16 protein-coding genes are annotated in these 17,333 nt (G+C 71.0%); 11 read left to right on the top strand and 5 right to left on the bottom strand.

Annotated features, from left to right (window positions below; translation table 11 throughout):
- Positions 1-188: 188 nt before the first annotated feature.
- The 4 genes from ACWCQ1_RS25400 to ACWCQ1_RS25415 all read left to right on the top strand — a co-directional run bounded on the left by ACWCQ1_RS25400 (position 189) and on the right by ACWCQ1_RS25415 (position 4,557).
- The gene (locus ACWCQ1_RS25400) at positions 189-992 is read left to right on the top strand and encodes a Tat pathway signal sequence domain protein (RefSeq protein ID WP_451027451.1); all 804 of its coding nucleotides are present in this window, start codon (positions 189-191) and stop codon (positions 990-992) included.
- 55 nt (positions 993-1,047) lie between these two features.
- Entirely contained in the window at positions 1,048-2,373 is a 1,326-nt protein-coding gene (locus ACWCQ1_RS25405) for a copper amine oxidase (protein ID WP_358603253.1), read from the top strand.
- Positions 2,374-2,484: 111 nt separating this feature from the next.
- On the top strand, positions 2,485-3,732 hold the full coding sequence (locus ACWCQ1_RS25410; RefSeq protein WP_358603250.1) for an SAV2148 family HEPN domain-containing protein: 1,248 nt from the start codon (positions 2,485-2,487) through the stop codon (positions 3,730-3,732).
- A gap of 102 nt (positions 3,733-3,834) precedes the next feature.
- Positions 3,835-4,557 carry a 3'-5' exonuclease gene (locus ACWCQ1_RS25415; protein WP_133041632.1) on the top strand — a complete coding sequence of 241 codons (723 nt, stop codon included), beginning with the start codon at positions 3,835-3,837 and terminating at the stop codon, positions 4,555-4,557.
- A gap of 187 nt (positions 4,558-4,744) precedes the next feature.
- On the opposite strand, the gene ACWCQ1_RS25420 is transcribed toward ACWCQ1_RS25415, so the two are convergent.
- Both ACWCQ1_RS25420 and ACWCQ1_RS25425 read right to left on the bottom strand, forming a co-directional pair.
- On the bottom strand, positions 4,745-5,242 hold the full coding sequence (locus ACWCQ1_RS25420) for a YbaK/EbsC family protein (RefSeq protein WP_133041633.1): 498 nt from the start codon (positions 5,240-5,242) through the stop codon (positions 4,745-4,747).
- Positions 5,212-6,162 carry a DMT family transporter gene (locus tag ACWCQ1_RS25425; RefSeq protein WP_358603246.1) on the bottom strand — a complete coding sequence of 317 codons (951 nt, stop codon included), beginning with the start codon at positions 6,160-6,162 and terminating at the stop codon, positions 5,212-5,214. The genes ACWCQ1_RS25420 and ACWCQ1_RS25425 overlap by 31 nt, the downstream gene beginning before the upstream one ends.
- Before the next feature lie 94 nt (positions 6,163-6,256).
- Here ACWCQ1_RS25425 and ACWCQ1_RS25430 point away from each other — a divergent pair, with 94 nt between their 5' ends.
- Complete coding sequence (locus ACWCQ1_RS25430) at positions 6,257-7,201, top strand: LysR family transcriptional regulator (RefSeq protein ID WP_133041635.1); 945 nt, start codon at positions 6,257-6,259, stop codon at positions 7,199-7,201.
- 4 nt (positions 7,202-7,205) lie between these two features.
- Here the strand turns inward: ACWCQ1_RS25430 and ACWCQ1_RS25435 are convergent, their stop codons facing one another.
- Positions 7,206-8,060: an aminoglycoside phosphotransferase family protein gene (locus tag ACWCQ1_RS25435; RefSeq protein WP_133041636.1), complete on the bottom strand. Its 855-nt coding sequence runs from the start codon at positions 8,058-8,060 to the stop codon at positions 7,206-7,208.
- 216 nt (positions 8,061-8,276) lie between these two features.
- Here ACWCQ1_RS25435 and ACWCQ1_RS25440 point away from each other — a divergent pair, with 216 nt between their 5' ends.
- The 3 genes from ACWCQ1_RS25440 to ACWCQ1_RS25450 are packed head-to-tail and all read left to right on the top strand — an operon-like array spanning position 8,277 to position 11,295.
- The gene (locus tag ACWCQ1_RS25440; RefSeq protein WP_451027452.1) at positions 8,277-9,185 is read left to right on the top strand and encodes a carbohydrate ABC transporter permease; all 909 of its coding nucleotides are present in this window, start codon (positions 8,277-8,279) and stop codon (positions 9,183-9,185) included.
- The gene (locus ACWCQ1_RS25445) at positions 9,182-10,015 is read left to right on the top strand and encodes a carbohydrate ABC transporter permease (RefSeq protein WP_133041638.1); all 834 of its coding nucleotides are present in this window, start codon (positions 9,182-9,184) and stop codon (positions 10,013-10,015) included. The genes ACWCQ1_RS25440 and ACWCQ1_RS25445 overlap by 4 nt, the downstream gene beginning before the upstream one ends.
- A complete protein-coding gene (locus tag ACWCQ1_RS25450) occupies positions 10,015-11,295 on the top strand; it encodes an ABC transporter substrate-binding protein (RefSeq protein WP_358603233.1) in 1,281 nt (426 codons plus the stop codon). The genes ACWCQ1_RS25445 and ACWCQ1_RS25450 overlap by 1 nt, the downstream gene beginning before the upstream one ends.
- Positions 11,296-11,510: 215 nt before the next feature.
- Here ACWCQ1_RS25450 and ACWCQ1_RS25455 read toward each other — a convergent pair whose 3' ends face one another.
- A complete protein-coding gene (locus tag ACWCQ1_RS25455) occupies positions 11,511-13,766 on the bottom strand; it encodes an MMPL family transporter (protein ID WP_133041640.1) in 2,256 nt (751 codons plus the stop codon).
- 401 nt (positions 13,767-14,167) lie between these two features.
- On the opposite strand from ACWCQ1_RS25455, the gene ACWCQ1_RS25460 reads away from it, so the two are divergent.
- The gene (locus ACWCQ1_RS25460; protein WP_358603230.1) at positions 14,168-14,716 is read left to right on the top strand and encodes a DUF1697 domain-containing protein; all 549 of its coding nucleotides are present in this window, start codon (positions 14,168-14,170) and stop codon (positions 14,714-14,716) included.
- Here ACWCQ1_RS25460 and ACWCQ1_RS25465 read toward each other — a convergent pair.
- Positions 14,703-15,554 carry a transglutaminase-like domain-containing protein gene (locus tag ACWCQ1_RS25465; RefSeq protein ID WP_133041642.1) on the bottom strand — a complete coding sequence of 284 codons (852 nt, stop codon included), beginning with the start codon at positions 15,552-15,554 and terminating at the stop codon, positions 14,703-14,705. The two genes, ACWCQ1_RS25460 and ACWCQ1_RS25465, sit on opposite strands and share 14 nt — an antisense overlap.
- A 58-nt stretch (positions 15,555-15,612) precedes the next feature.
- Here ACWCQ1_RS25465 and ACWCQ1_RS25470 point away from each other — a divergent pair, with 58 nt between their 5' ends.
- Both ACWCQ1_RS25470 and ACWCQ1_RS25475 read left to right on the top strand, forming a co-directional pair.
- Positions 15,613-16,635, top strand: coding sequence for a ketopantoate reductase family protein (locus ACWCQ1_RS25470; protein WP_451027453.1), 1,023 nt, complete (start codon positions 15,613-15,615; stop codon positions 16,633-16,635).
- Positions 16,636-16,660: 25 nt separating this feature from the next.
- Positions 16,661-17,257 (top strand): TIGR03086 family metal-binding protein, encoded by a 597-nt coding sequence (locus ACWCQ1_RS25475; protein WP_133041644.1) that lies wholly within the window; start codon positions 16,661-16,663, stop codon positions 17,255-17,257.
- Positions 17,258-17,333 lie beyond the last annotated feature (76 nt).

Below are 17,333 nucleotides of genomic sequence, written 5' to 3' on the forward strand. Positions count from 1 at the left end.
GATACGACTCTTTCAGGTGCAGAGCGCCCTCGTGGCGCCTTGGCGTCGAGTCTCCCGGAAACTGATGGAACCACCTATGACTTACGTCCCTCTTACCTCCCGACCAGTGCATAGGCGGTATGCCTGTTCCAAGGCTTACCTGTGGGGCAATCGAATACTCCCGTGACCGAGGGGGGAGTGGGGGAAATGTGCGCAAGATAGTGCACCGCCACCTGGGCAAGGTGGTGGCCGGTGCGGCAGTGGCGGTGGCCGGGACCGCCGTGATGGTCGGAATCACCCTTCCGGGGACCGCGGGGGCCGACGAGTCCGGAGGGGCCGCGGGCACGCGGACCGCCAGCCAGGCGGCCCAGGCGGACGGCACACCCGCGCCCGGGGTCGTCCAGCAGGCACCGGCCGAGGGGGACAAGGGCAAGGGCCTCGACCCGCTGACCGACGACGAGACCAAGCGGGTCGAGAAGATCGCGCTGAGCCCGCAGCCGCTCAACACCGGCGAGAACGTCCGGGGAGCCCGCGGACCGCAGCGCCTCACCGTCGAGCTGGCCGAGCCCGACACCGACCAGCCGGACAGCCTGACGGCGCCCCGGCGGGCGGACGTGACCTTCTACGACTACCGCGACGACAGTGTCGTCACCAAGACCGTCAACCTGGACACGGGCAAGGTCGAGGGGACCAGCACCCAGCACGACGTCCAGCCGCCGCTGAGCATCGCCGAGCAGACCGAGGCCGCCCGGCTGCTGATCGCGGACCCGCTGGGCGCGGGCCTGAAGGCCGACTACAAGGACGCCACCGGCAAGGAGCTCACCTCACCGGACCAGCTGACGCTGACCAGCATGGTGTTCCGGGCCACCCCGGGCATCCGGCCGGCCGCGCTCGACAAGTGCGGCGCGCACCGCTGCACCCGGCTGTTCCCGAAGGTCAAGAACGGCGCCTGGATCGACGCCCGGGACTTCGTGATCGACCTCAGTGCCCGCAAGGTCGTCAAGATCGGCTGACCCGGCCTCCGTCCACTTCTCAAACCCACATCTCCTGTAAGGGAGCCATTTCTTCATGCGCGTCAACAGAGACAGCCGTGCCCGCCAGGGGGCGCTGCGCAGGCGGGCCATGGTCGGCCCGCTCGCCGTCGGACTCGCCCTCGGCGGCACGGCGTCCGCCCCCGCCTTCGCCGACCACAAGGAGGCCGCCGCTCCGGCCGCCGCCCCGGCGTGCAGCGCGGCCTACCAGATCGAGCAGAAGCTCTCCACCGGGACGACCTGGCGCATGTGCTGGCGCTTCGAGAGCCGGTCCGGGGTCATCCTGGACGACATCTCCTACCAGCCGCCCGGTGAGTCCAAGCCGATCAAGGTGCTCAACAGCGCCAAGCTCGCCCAGATCGACGTGCCGTACGACGACGGCAGCATCGAGTACAACGACGTCACGGACTACAGCTTCGGCAACGGCCTGCTGAACCTCACGCCCGCCGAGTGCCCGGGCGGCACCATCAAGACCGTCAAGGTGCCCGAGCCCTTCTACTCGGACTCGCCGAACATCAAGGGCCTGTGCGCCACCACGCGCTCCCGCGGACACGCGTACCACATGCTCTCCGACGCCAACAAGACCTACCAGGCGCAGGGCAAGGACCTGCTGCTCTACACGGTCAACAAGGTCGGCTGGTACGAGTACATCACCGAGTGGCGCTTCCAGGACGACGGCACGATGACCATGAACGCCGGCGCGACGGGAAGCCTCTCGCCCGACGACTACGACGCGGGCGACGGCCGCGGCTGGCCCATCGGCAAGGGCGCCCGGGCGTACGCCACCAGCCACAGCCACAACATCTTCTGGCGGCTCGACTTCGGCCTCGACGGCTCCTCCAAGGCCAACGTCGAGCAGTACGACTCGGTCGTCAGCCCGCCGGTGGGCGGCCAGCAGGCGCCGACCAACAAGACGACGATGACCAAGGTCACCAAGGAACTGGCGGGCGACGCCAAGGACATGCGCTGGTGGCGGGTGGTCAGCACGGCCGGCAAGAACAAGGACGGTCACGCGCGCTCGTACGAGCTCGTGCAGGGGCCGACGGCCAAGTACCCGGGGCACAACTTCACCAAGCACGACTTGTACTTCACCGAGTACAACCCGTGCGAGCAGTACGCCAGCGGCAACCCGCTCAACTGCGGTGCCGGACACGGCAAGTCGGTCGACACCTGGGTGAACGGGCAGACCCTGACCCACCCGATCGTCTGGGTCAACGTGGGCTTCCACCACATAGCCAGGGACGAGGACCAGCAGCCGATGCCGGTCCACTGGCAGGGCTTCTCCATCGCCCCGCGCGACGTCACCGCTATGAATCCGCTCACTCCGGCCGCCCTCGCCGGTGAGAACGGGCACTGGCACTAACCCAGTTGAGAATCGACCTGCCCATCCGGCTGCACCGCCGCCCGCTCGCGGAGTACGCTTCCTTGATCGTTGACATGGGGTGTGCTCGGGGGAGTGGAAGGCGGTGCTTGGGTGGGCTCGGGAGGGCTGGAGCTGCCCCCTGGTGACGAGGGTCACGAGGGGAACTCCGCAGACGTCCCGCCCGGCACGGTGTCCCTGGCCAGGCCCATGGAGACCGGTTCCATCGGGCCGGAGCTGGACTGGAACGCCGAGGCCTGGCGTGAGGTGCGTACGCGCGCCCAGCGAGCCGGCCGCGCCTACATCTGGCTGAACCTCGTCGAACAGCGGCTGCGCGCGGTCGTGGCCGCTGTTCTGCGCCCCATCTACGAACCCGTCCACGGCGACGAGTGGGTGATCGCCGCAGCCGGACCGGCCGGCCAGGAGTGGGTGCAGCGGGCGGTCGCCGTACGCGAAGTCAGCCGCCGCAAGGGCTACTTGCTGGACCCGGCCGACGACAATGTCCTCAGCTTCCTCACCCTGCCCCAGTTGCGCGAGCTGATGGTGCAGCACTGGCCGTGCTTCGAGCCGTACATAGACGACCGCCGCGACGTCGAACTGGCCCTGGACGAGCTGGAGGTGACCCGCAACGTCGTCTCCCGCAACCGGGCCCTGTCCGAGGCCGTCCTGAACCAGGCCGAACGGGCCTCGGCCCGGCTGCTGGACATGCTCGGCGCGGCCGGCGACGTGCCCTCGGCCCGCCGGCTGCCCGTGGACGCGGTGGAGGACCTGGTCGGCGACCGGTACGCGGACGTGGTCGCCGTGCACCCCGACCGGGTGCGGCTGCTGCGCCAGTTCCCCGCCGAGGACATCTTCGGCGGTGCCCGCCGCCTGGACGCCGTGGGCATCGGCCTCAACCTGCTCGTGCAGAACTTCTCCGGCCGCCGACTGGTGCGCCTGGCCGAGGCGGGCTGCCGGGTGCGGCTGCTGTTCCTCAACCCGGCCTCCAGCGCCGTCAAGCGCCGCGAACGCGAACTGGGCATGAAACGCGGCGAGTTGAGCCGCTCGGTCGAGATGAACATCCTGCACATGCGCCGGGTGCGCTCCCGGCTGCGCGACCCCGGCGCCTTCGAGATCCAGGTCTACGACGAGACACCGCGCTTCTCCGCCTACCTCGTCGACGGCGACGGCTCGGACGGCATCGCCGTCGTGCAGTCCTATCTGCGCAGGTCCCGGGGGATGGAGGCGCCGGTGCTCGTGCTGCGCAATGGCGGCCGCGTGGTCAAGTCGGACGAGAAGAACGAAGGGGTCGACAACGGCCTCTTCCCGACATACCGCGAGGAGTTCGAGGCGACGTGGGCGGATTCGCGCCCGGTGTCGTGAACTGTCCCGAACGGTAAGCGGAACGCGGTCCCCTGATTGTCAGTGGCCCATGGGAAGGTGGAGACCACTGGGGGAAAGCACCACCAAGAAGGGGGGCCGCCCATGGGCTGGCACCGGGAGCTGCTGATCGGCTTCGACCTGGAGACGACCGGGACGGACCCGCGCGAGGCGCGCATCGTCACGGGGGCCGTGATCGAGGTCAGGGGCGGGCAGCCCCTGGGGCGCCGGGAGTGGCTGGCGGACCCGGGCGTGGAGATCCCGGCGGACGCGGTGGCGGTCCACGGGATCAGCAACGAACGGGCGGCCGCCGAGGGCCGGCCCGCCGACCGCGTGGCGGACGCCATCGCGGACGTCCTCACCACCTACTGGAAGAACGGCGTTCCGGTCGTCGCCTACAACGCGGCCTTCGACCTCAGCCTGCTCTCCGCCGAACTGCGGCGCCACGGACTGCCGTCCCTGCGCGACCGCCTGGGCGGCCTCGATCCCGCCCCCGTCGTCGACCCGTACACCATCGACCGCTGGGTGGACCGCTACCGCCGCGGCAAGCGCAACCTCGAAGCCGTCTGCACCGAGTACGGCGTCGCGCTCGACGCCGCTCACAACGCCTCCGCCGACGCCCTCGCCGCGGCCGGACTGGCCTGCGCGATAGCCGACCGTCACCCCAAGATCGCGGCCCTCGGCCCGGCGGAACTGCACCGCCGCCAGATCGAGTGGTACGCGCAATGGGCGGCGGACTTCCAGAGCTTCCTGCGCGGCAAGGGCGACGCCACCGCCGTGGTCGACGGCACATGGCCCTTGCGGGAGTTGACGGACGAGCCGGTGTGAGGGCCGCTCGGACCGGCGGGGGTCCCGAGACCGGCACCGGTGTGGGGGCCGCTCGGACCGGCGTGGGTCCCGAGACCGGCACCGGTGTGAGGTCCGTTCGGACCGGCGTGGGTCCCGAGACCGGCACCGGTGTGAGGTCCGTTCGGACCGGCGTGGGTCCCGAGACCGGCACCGGTGTGAGGTCCGTTCAGGCCGGCGCGGGTCCCGAGACCGGTACCACACGGGGCCGCGCGACCCGCTCGTAGTCCGCACCGGACATGCACAGCGACCGGTCCAGCCGGGCCGCGTTGAAGTACAGCCGCGGCCGCTCGACGACCTCCGGGTCGGCGACCAGCTCCAGTTCGGGATCGAAGCTGAACGGCAGCACGGTACCGGGCACCGCCCGCGCCAGCCGCTCGGCCGTCCCCGCGTCGCTGAAGCCGGCGTACCGGGCCGCGAACAGTGTCCGGACGGCGTCCAGGTCCACGCGCCGGTCCCCGGGAACCACCGCCAGGACGTGCCGGGTGGTGCGGCGGTCGACCTTCACCCGCAGCACGATGCACTTCGCGGCCTGCGACACCGGATGCCCGCGCAGCGCGCTGACGGTCTCGGTGGTGCCCTCAGGGGCGTGGTCGATCAGCGTGTAGTCGACGTGGGAGGCGTCGAGAAGGTCGATCAGACGCTGGTAGGTGTCGTGGTCCGGCATCGGATGTCCTTGTCGGGTACGGGGAGTCCGGTTTCGGGCGGGGCGGCGGCGGTGCGATGGGCGCGCTCGATCGCCTGACCCCAGTAGGTTCCGAAGACCATCAGGGCCGCGCCGAGCGCGGTGAGGGCGGTGAGCCGCTCGCCGCCGAGGGCGATGCCCACCGCGAAGGCCCAGACCGGCTCCGTGCCCAGCAGCAGGCTGGCCCGGCTGGCGGAGGTGCGCTGCACGGCCCAGGTCTGCGCGAGAAAGGCGAACACACTGCAGAACAGCGCGAGATAGACGAGCTGGAGCCAGGTCGCCGTACCGGCCCGGGCCAGGTCCGGCATGCCGGGGACGGCGACCGGCAGGAACAGGGCCGTGCCGACGAGGGTCTGCACGGTCGTCAGGTGCAGCGGACGCACGGCCCGGCCGACGGTCAGCCGACCCACGAGCGCGACATGCCCGGCCCGGACCACCGCGGCCCCCAGCATCAGCACATCGCCGAGCCGCGGGGCGTGAAACCCGTGACCGGACATCAGCAGCCCGACGGCCACGACACACACCCCGGCGGCGGCGAAGAAGACGGGAGGCGGCCCGCCGCGCCGACGGTCGAGGAGCGGGGTGAGCACGATGGTCAGGCTGATGATCAGCCCCGCGTTGGCGGCGCTGGTGTGGGCGACGCCGTACGTCTCCACGACCAGCACCGCGGCCTGCGTCAACCCCAGCGGCACGCCGAGCCGCAGCTCGTCGCGCGTCCACCGGCGCGGCCCCGGGCCCACGGCGACCAGGCCGAGACAGGCGAGCGCGGACAGGGCGTAGCGCGCGAACAGCACCACCAGCACGGGCAGGGCGGAGGTGGCCGTCTGGGCGGACAGATAGCTCGAACCCCAGACGACGGCGACCAGGAGAAGGACTGCATCGGTACGGCGGATGTCGGACATGGGCCCACGGTGCACCGGAACCGTCCATGAAGCCCAGTACCAGTTTCTTAAACGATCTTTTAGGAATCCTACATCGTGCTCCTAGACTGGACGTATGGACGAACGGCAACTGCGGATCCTGCGGGAGCTAGGCGAACTAGGCAGCGTCACCGCGGTCGCCGAGGCGCTGCTGGTCACCCCGTCGGCGATCTCCCAACAGCTGCGGCTGCTGCAGCGCGCGATCCCGGTGCCGCTCACCGAGCGCCAGGGCCGCCGGCTGGTGCTCACCGACGCCGGGCAGACCCTGGCGGGCGCGGCGATCGAGGTCGAGTCGGCACTGGAGCGGGCCCGGCACAGTGTGGAGGAGTTCCTGAACCGGCCCGACGGTGAGGTGTCGGTGGCCGCGTTCCACAGCGCGGGCGCGGCGTTCTTCCCGCTCCTGCTGCGCGCGCTCGACGGTCCGGACAACCCCGTCCTGGCCCTCGGGGACGAGGACGTGACGCAGAGCGACTTCCCCCGGCTCACCCGGGAGTACGACCTGGTCCTGGCCCACCGCCTGGACCACGCCCCGCCCTGGCCGGCCACGGTGATGGCGACGACGCTCCTGCGCGAACCCCTCGACGTCGCGATGCCGGCCGACCACCCACTCGCCGCCGGAGACCGGGTGACCCCTCGCGACGTGGCCGACCAGCCCTGGATCACCGTGCACGACGGTTTCCCGGTCATGGCCACCATCGAGGCGATCGGCGCGGCAGCGGGCCGCCGCCTCCACCTGGCCCACCGCATCAACGAGTTCGCGGTGGCGGCGGAGGCCGTGGCGGCGGGCGGGGGCCTGGCCCTGATGCCCCGCTGGACGACGCGCCCACATCCGGACCTGGTCCTCAAGCCCCTCAGCGGCGTACAGGCCAGACGCCACATCGACGCGCTCCACCGCCCGGAACGCACGGCCAGGGCGGCGGTCCGAAGAGTACTGGTCGAGCTGAGGCAGGCGGCGGGAACGATCCGGAACAGCGACGGAGACCCGCACTCGCCCCATGACGGACACCACCCCACCCATTAGGCGCTCAGAACGAATACCACCGCACCGCCTCGTCCCCGTCCCGCAACGACGCCACCCGCCGCTCGAACTCGGCCAACGCCGCCGGATTGCTCGGCGCATGCTGAGCCACCCACGCACAACTCGCCGTCTCCCGAGCCCCCCGCAGCACCGAGCACCCCTCCCACTCCCGCACATCCCACCCGTAAACAGCCACGAACCCGTCATAAGCCGCGGCAGGCAACCCGTACCGGTCCCGCGACAGAGCCATCACCACCAGATCGTGCTCCCGCAGATCCGCCGAGAACGTCTCCAGATCCACCAGCACGGGCCCGTCCGGCCCGACGTACACGTTCCGGGGCAACGCGTCCCCGTGGATCGGCCCCGGAGCCAGCCGCGGCGTCAACGCGGCCGCGGCCGCCGCGAACCCGTCCCGCCGCTCGCGCAGATACGCCGCATCCGCCGGATCGATGGCATCCCCCGCCAGCCGCAGCCACCGCTCCACCCCGCCCAGCAACTCCCGTGGCGGCAGGGCGAACGGGGGCGAGGGCAGTGCGTGCACCACCCGCAGCAGTTCGGCCAGATCCCGTGGTTCGGCGGGCCGTACGGGATCCGGCAGACGGTGCCACACGGTCACCGGATGCCCCTCGACCAGCAACGGCTTCGGCTCCGCCACCCGCACGGCCGCGACCCCTGCCTCGGCCAGCCACAGCGCGACGTCCACCTCCCGCCGCGCCCGCTCCAGCAGCTCCGCGTCACGGCCCACCTTGACCACCAGGTCACCGTCGGCGAACACCGCGTTCTCGCCCAGGGCGAGCAGCTCCGCCGTCGCGGGCAGCACCCCCGCCGCGCTCAGTACGTCCCGCGCCGTCGCCTCGTCCATCGCCCGCCTCCGTGTCCGCCGTGGTGTGGCGTCGGGTTCCAGCCAACCGCAGGTCAGTCTCGCATCCGCACAGGTCCGGGACGTGTGCCCGTGCCCTTGACGGGATACCGGGCCTTCACGACCATGACCGGGCCCGATCGTCCCGTACACAAAGCGCGTCCCGTACACGAAGAGCGTCCCGTACACGAAGAGCGTCCCGTACACAGAGGGGTACCTGTGGCAGCGGAGATCGATGCGGGAAAGGTGGTGCGGCGCCCCGCCGACCGTGCCGTCTGGTTCCTCGTCCTGCCCGCCCTGATCCCCATCCTCGTCCTGAGCGTCGGCCCGCTTCTCTACGGCATCCTGCTGGCCTTCACCGACTCCCAGTCCGGCCGGACCGAGCCGACCCGGTGGATCGGCGGCCTCAACTTCCATGATCTGCTGCACGACACGCTGTTCTGGGAGTCGTTCCGGATCGGGCTGGTGTGGGCCGTGGCGGTGACCGTGCCGCAGTTCCTGCTCGCCCTCGGTCTCGCGCTGCTGCTCAACGAGGACCTGCGGCTGCGCTGGCTGGCCCGCGCCCTCGCGATCGTCCCGTGGGCGATGCCCGAGGTCGTCGTCGGCATCATGTGGCGGCTGGTGTACAACCCGGACGCGGGGGTCCTCAACGAGACCCTGCGCCACCTCGGCCTGGGCGACGGCCACGACTGGCTCAGCGGCCTCGCGACCGCGCTGCCCGCCGTGGTCGTCGTCGGCGTGTGGGCGGGCATGCCGCAGACCACGGTCGCACTGCTCGCCGGACTGCAGAACACCCCGCGCGAACTGCACGAGGCGGCCGCGGTGGACGGCGCGGGCGCCTGGCGCCGCTTCCGCACGGTGACGTGGCCCGCGCTGAGACCCGTCGCCCTCGCCATCACCGCCCTCAACCTGATCTGGAACTTCAACTCCTTCGCGCTGGTCTACGTGCTGACCAACGGCGGACCGGGCGGCCGTACCCGACTGCCGATGCTCTTCGCCTACGAAGAGGCCTTCCGGTACGGCCAGTTCGGGTACGCGGCGGCGACGGGCTGCGTGATGGTCGCGGTGATCTCGGTGCTGCTCGCGTTGTTCCTCGCGGGCCGGCTGAAGGGAGGGGACGACACATGAGGGCCAACTCCCGTACCCGGGCAGGGCAGTACGTCGCCCTGCTCGCGTATCTCGTCTTCCTCGCCTTCCCCTTCCTCTGGTTGCTCTCCACCGCCTTCAAGTCCCCTCGGGAGCTGGGCAGCCTGCATCCCACGTGGATCCCACGCCACCCCACCCTCGACAACTTCCGCCAGGCCTTCGACGAGCAGCCCCTGCTGCACGCGGCCCTCAACTCCCTGCTCGCGGCGGCCGGCGCGGCCGTCGTCGCCGTACTGATCGCCACTCCGCTCGCCTATGTCGTGGCCCGGCGCCGCACCGCACTGACCCGGGCCGCCACCGGCTGGGTCGTGGTCAGCCAGGCGTTCCCGCTGGTTCTGGTGATCATCCCGCTGTTCCTCGTGCTGAAGAACCTGCGGCTGATCAATGCACTGGCCGGTCTCACCCTCGTCTACGTCGTGTGGGCGCTGCCCTTCGCGCTGTGGATGCTCGTCGGGTACGTCCGCGCGGTGCCGACGGAGGTCGAGGAGGCGGCGGCGGTCGACGGGGCCGGACGGGTGCGGACCCTCGTCCTCGTGGTCGCCCCGCTGCTCGCCCCGGGCATCACGGCGACGGCCCTGTTCGCTTTCGTCACCGCGTGGAACGAGTTCTTCTTCGCCCTCGTCCTGCTGAAAACGCCGGAGAAACAGACGCTGCCGGTGGTGCTCACCCATTTCATCGGCGCCGAGGGCGTCGCCGACCTCGGCCCGCTGGCGGCGGCCGCGTTCCTCGCGACGGTGCCCTCCCTCGTCGTCTTCGCCCTCATCCAGCGGCGGATCACCGGCGGGATGCTCACCGGGGCGGTGAAGAACTGATGCGCGGCAAGGCGGTCTGCCTCCTCGTCCTCGCCCTGCTCCTGTCCGGCTGCACCGGCGGCGGCAACGGCACCGCGCACGGCCGTATCACCCTCCGCTTCCAGTCCCTGGCCTGGCAGCAGGAGTCGGTCGAGGCCAACAAGCAGCTGGTGCAGGAGTGGAACGCGAGCCACCCGGACGTCAAGGTCGAGTATGTCCAGGGGAGTTGGGACAGCGTCCATGACCAGCTCCTCACCGCCTTCGAGGGCGGCGAGGCCCCCGACATCATCCACGACGCCTCCGACGACCTCGCCGACTTCGCCTACGGCGGCTACCTCGCCGACCTGCGGGGCCTGCTGCCCGCCCGGCTCAAGGCCGAGATCCCCCAGCGCAGTTGGCGGACCACCACCTTCGGCGACGGCGTCTACGGCGTGCCCTTCCTCCAGGAGCCACGCGTCGTCGTCGCCAACGCGACCTGGCTGAAACGGTCCGGCGTACGCATCCCGACCCCCGAACACCCCTGGTCGTGGCCGGAGTTCAGGGCCGTCACCCGGCAGCTCAGCGGCAAGGGCAGGTACGGCGTCGCCTGGCCGCTGAAGGAACCGGTCTCGGCGACCCTCAACCTGTCGCTGTCGACAGGCGGCCGGCTCTTCCACCGGGGAGCCGACGGCAAGGTCACCATCCGCTTCGGCGCGGGCGACGAAGTCGTGCCCCGCACCATCCACGACCAGGCGAACACCGACCACAGCGCCTCACCCACGACCCTCGGCAGCGGAGGTTCGGACACGCTGCCCGGTTTCTTCGGCGGCAAGTACGCGATGGTCCCGCTCGGGTTCTCCTACCGCCAGCAGATCGCGCAGCAGGCGCCGAAGGGTTTCCGCTGGCAGGTGCTGCCCGCCCCGGCCGGCGCCGACGGCCTCGCCCAGGGCGTCAGCCCGCAGACCCTCTCCATCGCCGAGGACAGCCCGCACAAGAAGGAGGCCGCCGCGTTCCTCGACTTCCTGCTGCGGCCGAGGAACATGGTGCGGCTGGCGCTCGGGGACTGGATGCTGCCGACCGGCACCGAGGCCCTGCGGGACCCGGCCCTGCACACCACCAAGGACGGCTGGGCCACCGGCACGGCCCTGGCCGCCGACCTGCGCTCGGCGCCCGCACAGTCCGTACGCGGCTACCCCGAGTGGAAGGACAAGGTGGCCACACCCGCCTTCCAGGAGTACTACAGCGGCGCGATCGACCTCGACGAACTGCGCGACCGCCTGCAAAACGACGGAAACCTGGTGCTCGCCCGTTACCAGCGGTGACCGCGACACGGGAAACCCAGCTGCCCTTCTCACCGTGCACGGAAGACAAGGACCGCCGCGCGGACGACAGGCACCCCTGCTGCTCGAAGCCGGCGCGGGAAGAGGCGCGTTGACAGACGTCTCGCCCCGCGGCCGAACTCCTCCGGCGCCGGGCGTGATCGAGGGCCCGTTGGTTCCCCCGGGGATACCAACGGGCCCTCTGTCAGGGGGAGTCGTCAGACTGGCAGTCGTTCTCCGTGCTCCGGTGCCGAGTGGGCGATGGCCTCCGGTGACTCGTCGTGCGTGAGGTCGGGCATGCGGTTCAGCCACTTCGGCAGGTACCAGTTGCGTTCGCCGAGCAGGGCCATCACCGCCGGGAGCAGCACGCCCCGGATGATCGTCGCGTCGATGAGCACCGCGGCCGCCAGGCCCACGCCCATCTGCTTCATGGACTGCATGGACAGCGTGCCGAAGATCGCGAACACGGCGACCATGATGACCGCGGCGCTGGTGACGACACCGGCCGTGGTGACCACGCCGTGCTGGATCGCGTCCCTCGTCGTGCGCCCCCGCATCCGCGCCTCGCGGATCCGCGAGACCACGAACACGTGGTAGTCCATCGACAGGCCGAACAGGATCACGAAGAGGAACAGCGGCAGCCAGGTGATGATCGCGCCGACGCCCTCCGCGCCCACCAGCGAGGCGCCCCAGCCGTGCTGGAAGACGGCGACGAGGATGCCGTAAGCGGCGCCCACGGACAGGAGGTTGAGCACGATCGAGGTGATCGCGATGGTCAGTGAGCGGAACGACAGCAGCATCAGCGCGAAGGCGAAGACCACGACGAACGCGAAGACCGGGACGACGGCGCCGCCGAGCTGGTCGTTGAAGTCCTTCGAACCGGCCACCTGCCCGGTGATCGGGGCCTTGAGGCCGTCCACCTTGCCGAGCGTGGCGGGCCGCACCTCGTCGCGAAGCTTCTCCAGACTGGCGCCCGCCTTGTCCAGGTCGGAGCCGCCGACCAGGGGGACGTAGACGTAGGCGATGTTCTGCGCGTCGTGCAGGGTGATCTGGACCGGGCCGCGCGAGGCGCCCGAACTGATCGCCCGCGCCTTGAAGTCGGCGAGCGCGGACTTCACCTCGGGGGCGTTGATGTCCTTCGCCTTGACGACCACCTCGGCCGGCTCGGAGCCGCCCGGGAAGGCGTCGTTGACGCGGTTGTACGTCTGCACGATCGGCAGCGAGTCACCGAACTCCTGGTCCAGCGTGAGGTTCTGGGTCTTCATGCCGAGGGCGGGGGCCGCCACGGCGAGCAGCACACCGGCGGCGATCACCACCGACACCAGCGGCCGGGCGAGCACACCCCTCAGGACAGCTCCCCAGAACCGGCTCTGGCCGCCCGTGCGGGCGGCGCGACGCTCCATGGCCTTGGCCAGGAAGGGGACGCGGCCCTTCTCCACCCGCTCGCCGAGCAGCGACAGCAGCGCCGGCAGAACGGTCACCGAGCCGACCATGGCGACGGCGACGACCATCAGCGAGGCCAGACCCATGCCCTCGAACGTGGCGAGCCCGGTGAACAGCATGCCCGCCATCGCCACGCACACCGTGATGCCCGAGACGATGATCGCGCGGCCACTGGTCGCGGCGGCGACCCGCAGGGCCGTGTGCGCGTCGCGTCCCGCGGCCCGCTCCTCGCGCTCGCGGCGCAGGTAGAACAGGCAGTAGTCGACGCCCACGGCCAGACCCACCAGCAGCATCACGGAGTTGGCGGTGTCGGTCATCGGCTGGACATGGCTGACGATGCCGATCAGCCCCATCGTCGCCATGATCGCGGTGATCGACAGCGCGACCGGGAGCAGCGCGGCCACCAGCGCGCCGAAGGCGATCAGCAGGATGCCGAGGGCCACCGGGACCGCGGAGTACTCGGCCTTCTTGAAGTCGTCGCCGAACGCGTCGTCGAAGGTCTTCCGCATGCTCGCGCCGCCGATCTCCTCGATCCGCAGCGTCTGATGGTCCTTCTGCACCCCGGCGACGGCCTTCAGCACGGGCTCCACCCGGTCGCCCGCGGTCTCGGAGTCGCCGCGCATGTCGAACTGCACCAGCGCGCTGCGCCCGTCCTTGGAGATCGTGTCCGTGGTGTACGGCGACTTGACGTCCGAGACCTTGCCGGTCCCGTCGACGGCCTTGACGACGGCGCCGACGGCCGCCCTGAACTCGCTGTCCGTGGCCTTGAGCCGGCCGTCCTTCGCCTGGATCAGGACCGTCTCGCTCGCCGGTTCCTTGATCCCGGCGTCATCGATGATCTGGGCGGCGGTGTGCGTCTCGCCCTTCAGCTGGTCGCTGTCCTTCAGATCGACCCGGCCCGCGGCGGAACCGATCCCCATCGCCAGGACGACGAACAGCACCCAGATGCCGACGGCAGCCCATCGGTGGCGGGCGCTCCAGCCGCCGGCCCGGGCGGCTATGCCCCGTACCCGTGTTTCTCGGTTCCCCATGACGGGCTTGCCCCCTTGTGCGCGGTGGCAGCCCCCTGCCGCCACCTTTCGTTACGAAGGTATGGGCCGTGTAAGAGCAACTCGTCGTGCTGCCCGGTGAGGTGCCGTGGCCCGGACTCATCCCCTCGTACCCGGGCGCCTCACCGTTGGGGAGGACGACGGCCCCTTACATCTATCCGGGCTACTCGTGAGTAGTGATCGGGGTGGCGGCCCGCTGTCCGGTCCGTCGCCATCGCTCCGACTTTGTCATTACGAAAGCTTGTTGAGTAAGTAACGGCTGCGTGTTGGGGTTGCTCACGGCCGCGCTCGTCCGTCAGAGTTTCGCGCAGTCCGCCCCCGGGTGGACGCCGGCCGTCGTGCCCACCCCCACGGGGCACGACGGCCGCCCTATGGTGTCCGCCATGACGACGACGTATGCGGCGCTGCTGCGCGGGATCAACGTGGGCGGCAAGAAGAAGCTGCCGATGGCCGAGCTGCGGCAGCTGATGGACGGCCTCGGGTACGACCGCGTCCGCACCCATCTGCAGAGCGGTCAGGCCGTCTTCGCCTCGGGCCACGGCGACGAGGAGTCGCTGGCCGCCGAACTCACGGACGCGATCCAGAAGCACTTCGGTTTCTCCGTCGACGTGATCGTCCGCGACCACGCCTATCTGAAGGCGGTCGTCGAGGCCTGCCCCTTCCCGGCCGCCGAGCTGGAGGCCAAGCAGCTGCACGTCACCTACTTCTCGGCGCCGGTCGACGCCGCGCGGTTCGCGGAGATCGACCGGGAGGCCTACCTGCCCGAGGAGTTCCGGCTCGGCGAGCGGGAGCTGTATCTCTACGTGCCGCAGGGGCTGGGCCGCTCCAAGCTCGCCGAAGTGCTCTCCAGGCCCCGCATCAACAAGGGCGTGATCGCCACGACCCGCAACTGGAACACCGTCGTGAAGCTGGTCGAGCTCACGGCAGAGTGACCTTGCGCGGGCCGAGGTAGGGGGCGAGGGAGAGGATCTCGCGGGGCGGGGTCAGGCGAGGGTCCTCGAACAGGCGCCCGGCCTCGTCGTCGGTGGCGGCGGCGACCGCGTCCAGCAGGGCCAGCTCCTCCTCGGAAGGGGACCCCGGTTCCTCGACCCCGGCCAGCGGGAGCCAGCCGTCCCACGGGAGGGTCTCTACGCCGCCCCGGCAGGCCAGGTCCAGGACGAGGCTGTGCCGGACGAACCAGGCACCTCGCAGGGACTCGTCCCACGACAGCCCGAACGTCGCCGGATCCGCGGCCCCGCCCCGGACGGCCCGCCACGCCTCGCCGGCCACGAGAAACCGGTTCCGCGGCACATCCAGCGGATCGAAGTCCAGGTCGTGCCCCGCTCGCACGACCTGCGGGTCGGCCAGCCGCCAAGTCCCGTCCGGCAGGCGGTACTCGGTGATCCAGTGATCCTCGTGGAAGCCGTCGACGAAGTACGTGGCGAAGCCCCCGCGCACCCGGGCCGGCGTCCCGGTGGCCCGCAGCAGCGAGACGTGCAGCAGGGCGAAGTCCCGGCACGTGCCGACGAACCGCTCCTCGTACGGCCGGGCTTCGGTGAGCGGCCGGTTGGAGCGTGCGCGCAGGATCCGCAGGATCTCGGTGACGTACCGCGACTCGGCGTCGTGGTGCAGCCGCTCCGGCGGGATCCCGTACCCGAGGGGTTCGCCCTCGCCCCGGTGGATGATCAACCCCCGGACCAGTCGGGCGAGTTCACCGGGTTCGCGCGGCAGCACGCCGGTGTCCAGGCCGCCGGGATCGCTGTACGGCGTCTGCTTCAGCCAGGTGTCCATGCCGGGACGCTCGACCCTGCCCCAGGGGCAGGGTCAAGGGCTGTGCGAGGCTCGTCCCATGCGCTACATCATCATCGGAGCAGGGGCCGTCGGCGGTGCGATCGGCGGGCGGCTCGCCGGTTCGGGGCACGAGGTCGTCCTGGTCGCGCGGGGCGCGCACCTGACCGCGCTGCGGGAGGGCGGGCTGCGGCTGACGGTGCCCGACGGGCGGTACACCCACCGGCTGCCCGCGGTCGAAGGGCCGGGCGAGCTCGGCGAGTTGAGGCCCGACGACGTACTCGTCCTCGCCGTCAAGGTGCAGGACACCGTGGCCGCGCTGCAGGCCTGGGGCCCGGCCCCGGTCGCGGGCGGCGGCACGGCCGCCGAGCGGCTGCCGCTGCTGTGCGCGCAGAACGGCGTGGAGGGCCAGCGACTCGCGCTGCGCGTGTTCCGCAACGTCTACGGGGTCTGCGTCTGGCTGCCGTCCACCTATCTGGAACCGGGTTCCGTCTCCGCCGGCGGCGCCCCGCTCACCGGCATGCTCCACCTCGGCCGCCATCCCCACGGCACCGACGAGACGGCCCGGCTGATCGCCGCCGACCTGGAGAAGTCCCACTTCGAGGCGCCGGTCGTGCCCGACGTGGCGCGCTGGCAGTACGCCAAGCTGCTGTCCAACCTGGGCAACGCCCTGGAGGCCGTCTCCGGTCCCGTCGCGGGCGAGAAGGCCGGCGCGCTGTACCAGGGGGTGCGGGCCGAGGGCATGGCCGTGCTCGACGCCGCCGGGATCCCGTACGCGAGCGTCGAGGAGCAGCAGGCGCTGCGCGGCCACAAGGTGGACCTGGTGCCGCTCGAAGGCGCCCCGCGCGGGGGTGGTTCCTCCTGGCAGTCCCTCAGCCGCGCCACCGGCACCATCGAGGCCGACTACCTCAACGGCGAGATCGGTCTGCTGGGCCGTCTGCACGGCGTCCCGACCCCGCTCAACGACCTGCTCCAGCAGCTCGCCAACACCTTCGCGCGCGAGCGCCGCGCGCCCGGTTCGATGCCGATCGAGGAGCTGGCCCGGCTGGCCGACGACGCTGTCGCGTTTGTTCAAGAGTCCTGAGCGCGCCCTTCCTAGCGTGGGGCGCATGACGTACGACGACCCCAAGCACCTGCACGCGTACATGACCGAATGCGCCGCCGAGGCGGCCCGTGTGGCACGCGGTGTGCCCGCGGACCGGCTCGGCGAGCCCACCCACTGCCCCGACTGGGACGTCCGCGCCCTGGTCAACCACTGGGTCCTCTACACCTCCCACGGCCTGGAGCACCGGGCCCTGCGCAAGCAGCTCCCCGAGGAGCTGACCGCCCGGGACTTCACCGCCGACCCCGACTGGCCCGCGGCCTACGCCGCCCAGCTGGACCGGGCCGTGGCGGCCTGGGCCGACCCGGCGGTCTGGGAGGGCGAGGTCGACCTGGGCATGGCGAAGATGCCCGCCGTACAGATCGCCTCGATGGTCATCAAGGAGATGGCCGTCCACGGCTGGGACGTCGCCACCGCCACCGGCCAGGAGTACCGCGTCTCGGACGACGCGGCCCGGTTCGTGCTGCACGTGGTCGAGGAGCACGGCGCCCTCTACCGCCAGTACGACGGTTTCGCCGACCCGGTGCCGGTCCCCGACGACGCCCCCGCCTTCGACCGCGCGCTCGCCTCCAGCGGCCGCGACCCCCAGCTCGCCCGAGCCTGATGTACCCACTCTGATGTACCCAAGGAAACCCCGAGCCTGATTGGGCCAAGAAAACAGTGCGCGATTGGGTCAGGAA

The sequence above is a fragment of the Streptomyces sp. NPDC002144 genome, from assembly GCF_053593695.1.

What these genes read in the sequence shown, in the direction of transcription:
- ACWCQ1_RS25405 (WP_358603253.1), top strand. Translation starts at nt 1,048, where the DNA reads ATGCGCGTCAACAGAGACAGCCGTGCCCGCCAGGGGGCGCTGCGCAGG.
- ACWCQ1_RS25415 (WP_133041632.1), top strand. Translation starts at nt 3,835, where the DNA reads ATGGGCTGGCACCGGGAGCTGCTGATCGGCTTCGACCTGGAGACGACC.
- ACWCQ1_RS25420 (WP_133041633.1), bottom strand. Translation starts at nt 5,242, where the DNA reads ATGCCGGACCACGACACCTACCAGCGTCTGATCGACCTTCTCGACGCC.
- ACWCQ1_RS25425 (WP_358603246.1), bottom strand. Translation starts at nt 6,162, where the DNA reads ATGTCCGACATCCGCCGTACCGATGCAGTCCTTCTCCTGGTCGCCGTC.
- ACWCQ1_RS25430 (WP_133041635.1), top strand. Translation starts at nt 6,257, where the DNA reads ATGGACGAACGGCAACTGCGGATCCTGCGGGAGCTAGGCGAACTAGGC.
- ACWCQ1_RS25435 (WP_133041636.1), bottom strand. Translation starts at nt 8,060, where the DNA reads ATGGACGAGGCGACGGCGCGGGACGTACTGAGCGCGGCGGGGGTGCTG.
- ACWCQ1_RS25445 (WP_133041638.1), top strand. Translation starts at nt 9,182, where the DNA reads ATGAGGGCCAACTCCCGTACCCGGGCAGGGCAGTACGTCGCCCTGCTC.
- ACWCQ1_RS25450 (WP_358603233.1), top strand. Translation starts at nt 10,015, where the DNA reads ATGCGCGGCAAGGCGGTCTGCCTCCTCGTCCTCGCCCTGCTCCTGTCC.
- ACWCQ1_RS25455 (WP_133041640.1), bottom strand. Translation starts at nt 13,766, where the DNA reads ATGGGGAACCGAGAAACACGGGTACGGGGCATAGCCGCCCGGGCCGGC.
- ACWCQ1_RS25460 (WP_358603230.1), top strand. Translation starts at nt 14,168, where the DNA reads ATGACGACGACGTATGCGGCGCTGCTGCGCGGGATCAACGTGGGCGGC.
- ACWCQ1_RS25465 (WP_133041642.1), bottom strand. Translation starts at nt 15,554, where the DNA reads ATGGACACCTGGCTGAAGCAGACGCCGTACAGCGATCCCGGCGGCCTG.
- ACWCQ1_RS25470 (WP_451027453.1), top strand. Translation starts at nt 15,613, where the DNA reads ATGCGCTACATCATCATCGGAGCAGGGGCCGTCGGCGGTGCGATCGGC.
- ACWCQ1_RS25475 (WP_133041644.1), top strand. Translation starts at nt 16,661, where the DNA reads ATGACGTACGACGACCCCAAGCACCTGCACGCGTACATGACCGAATGC.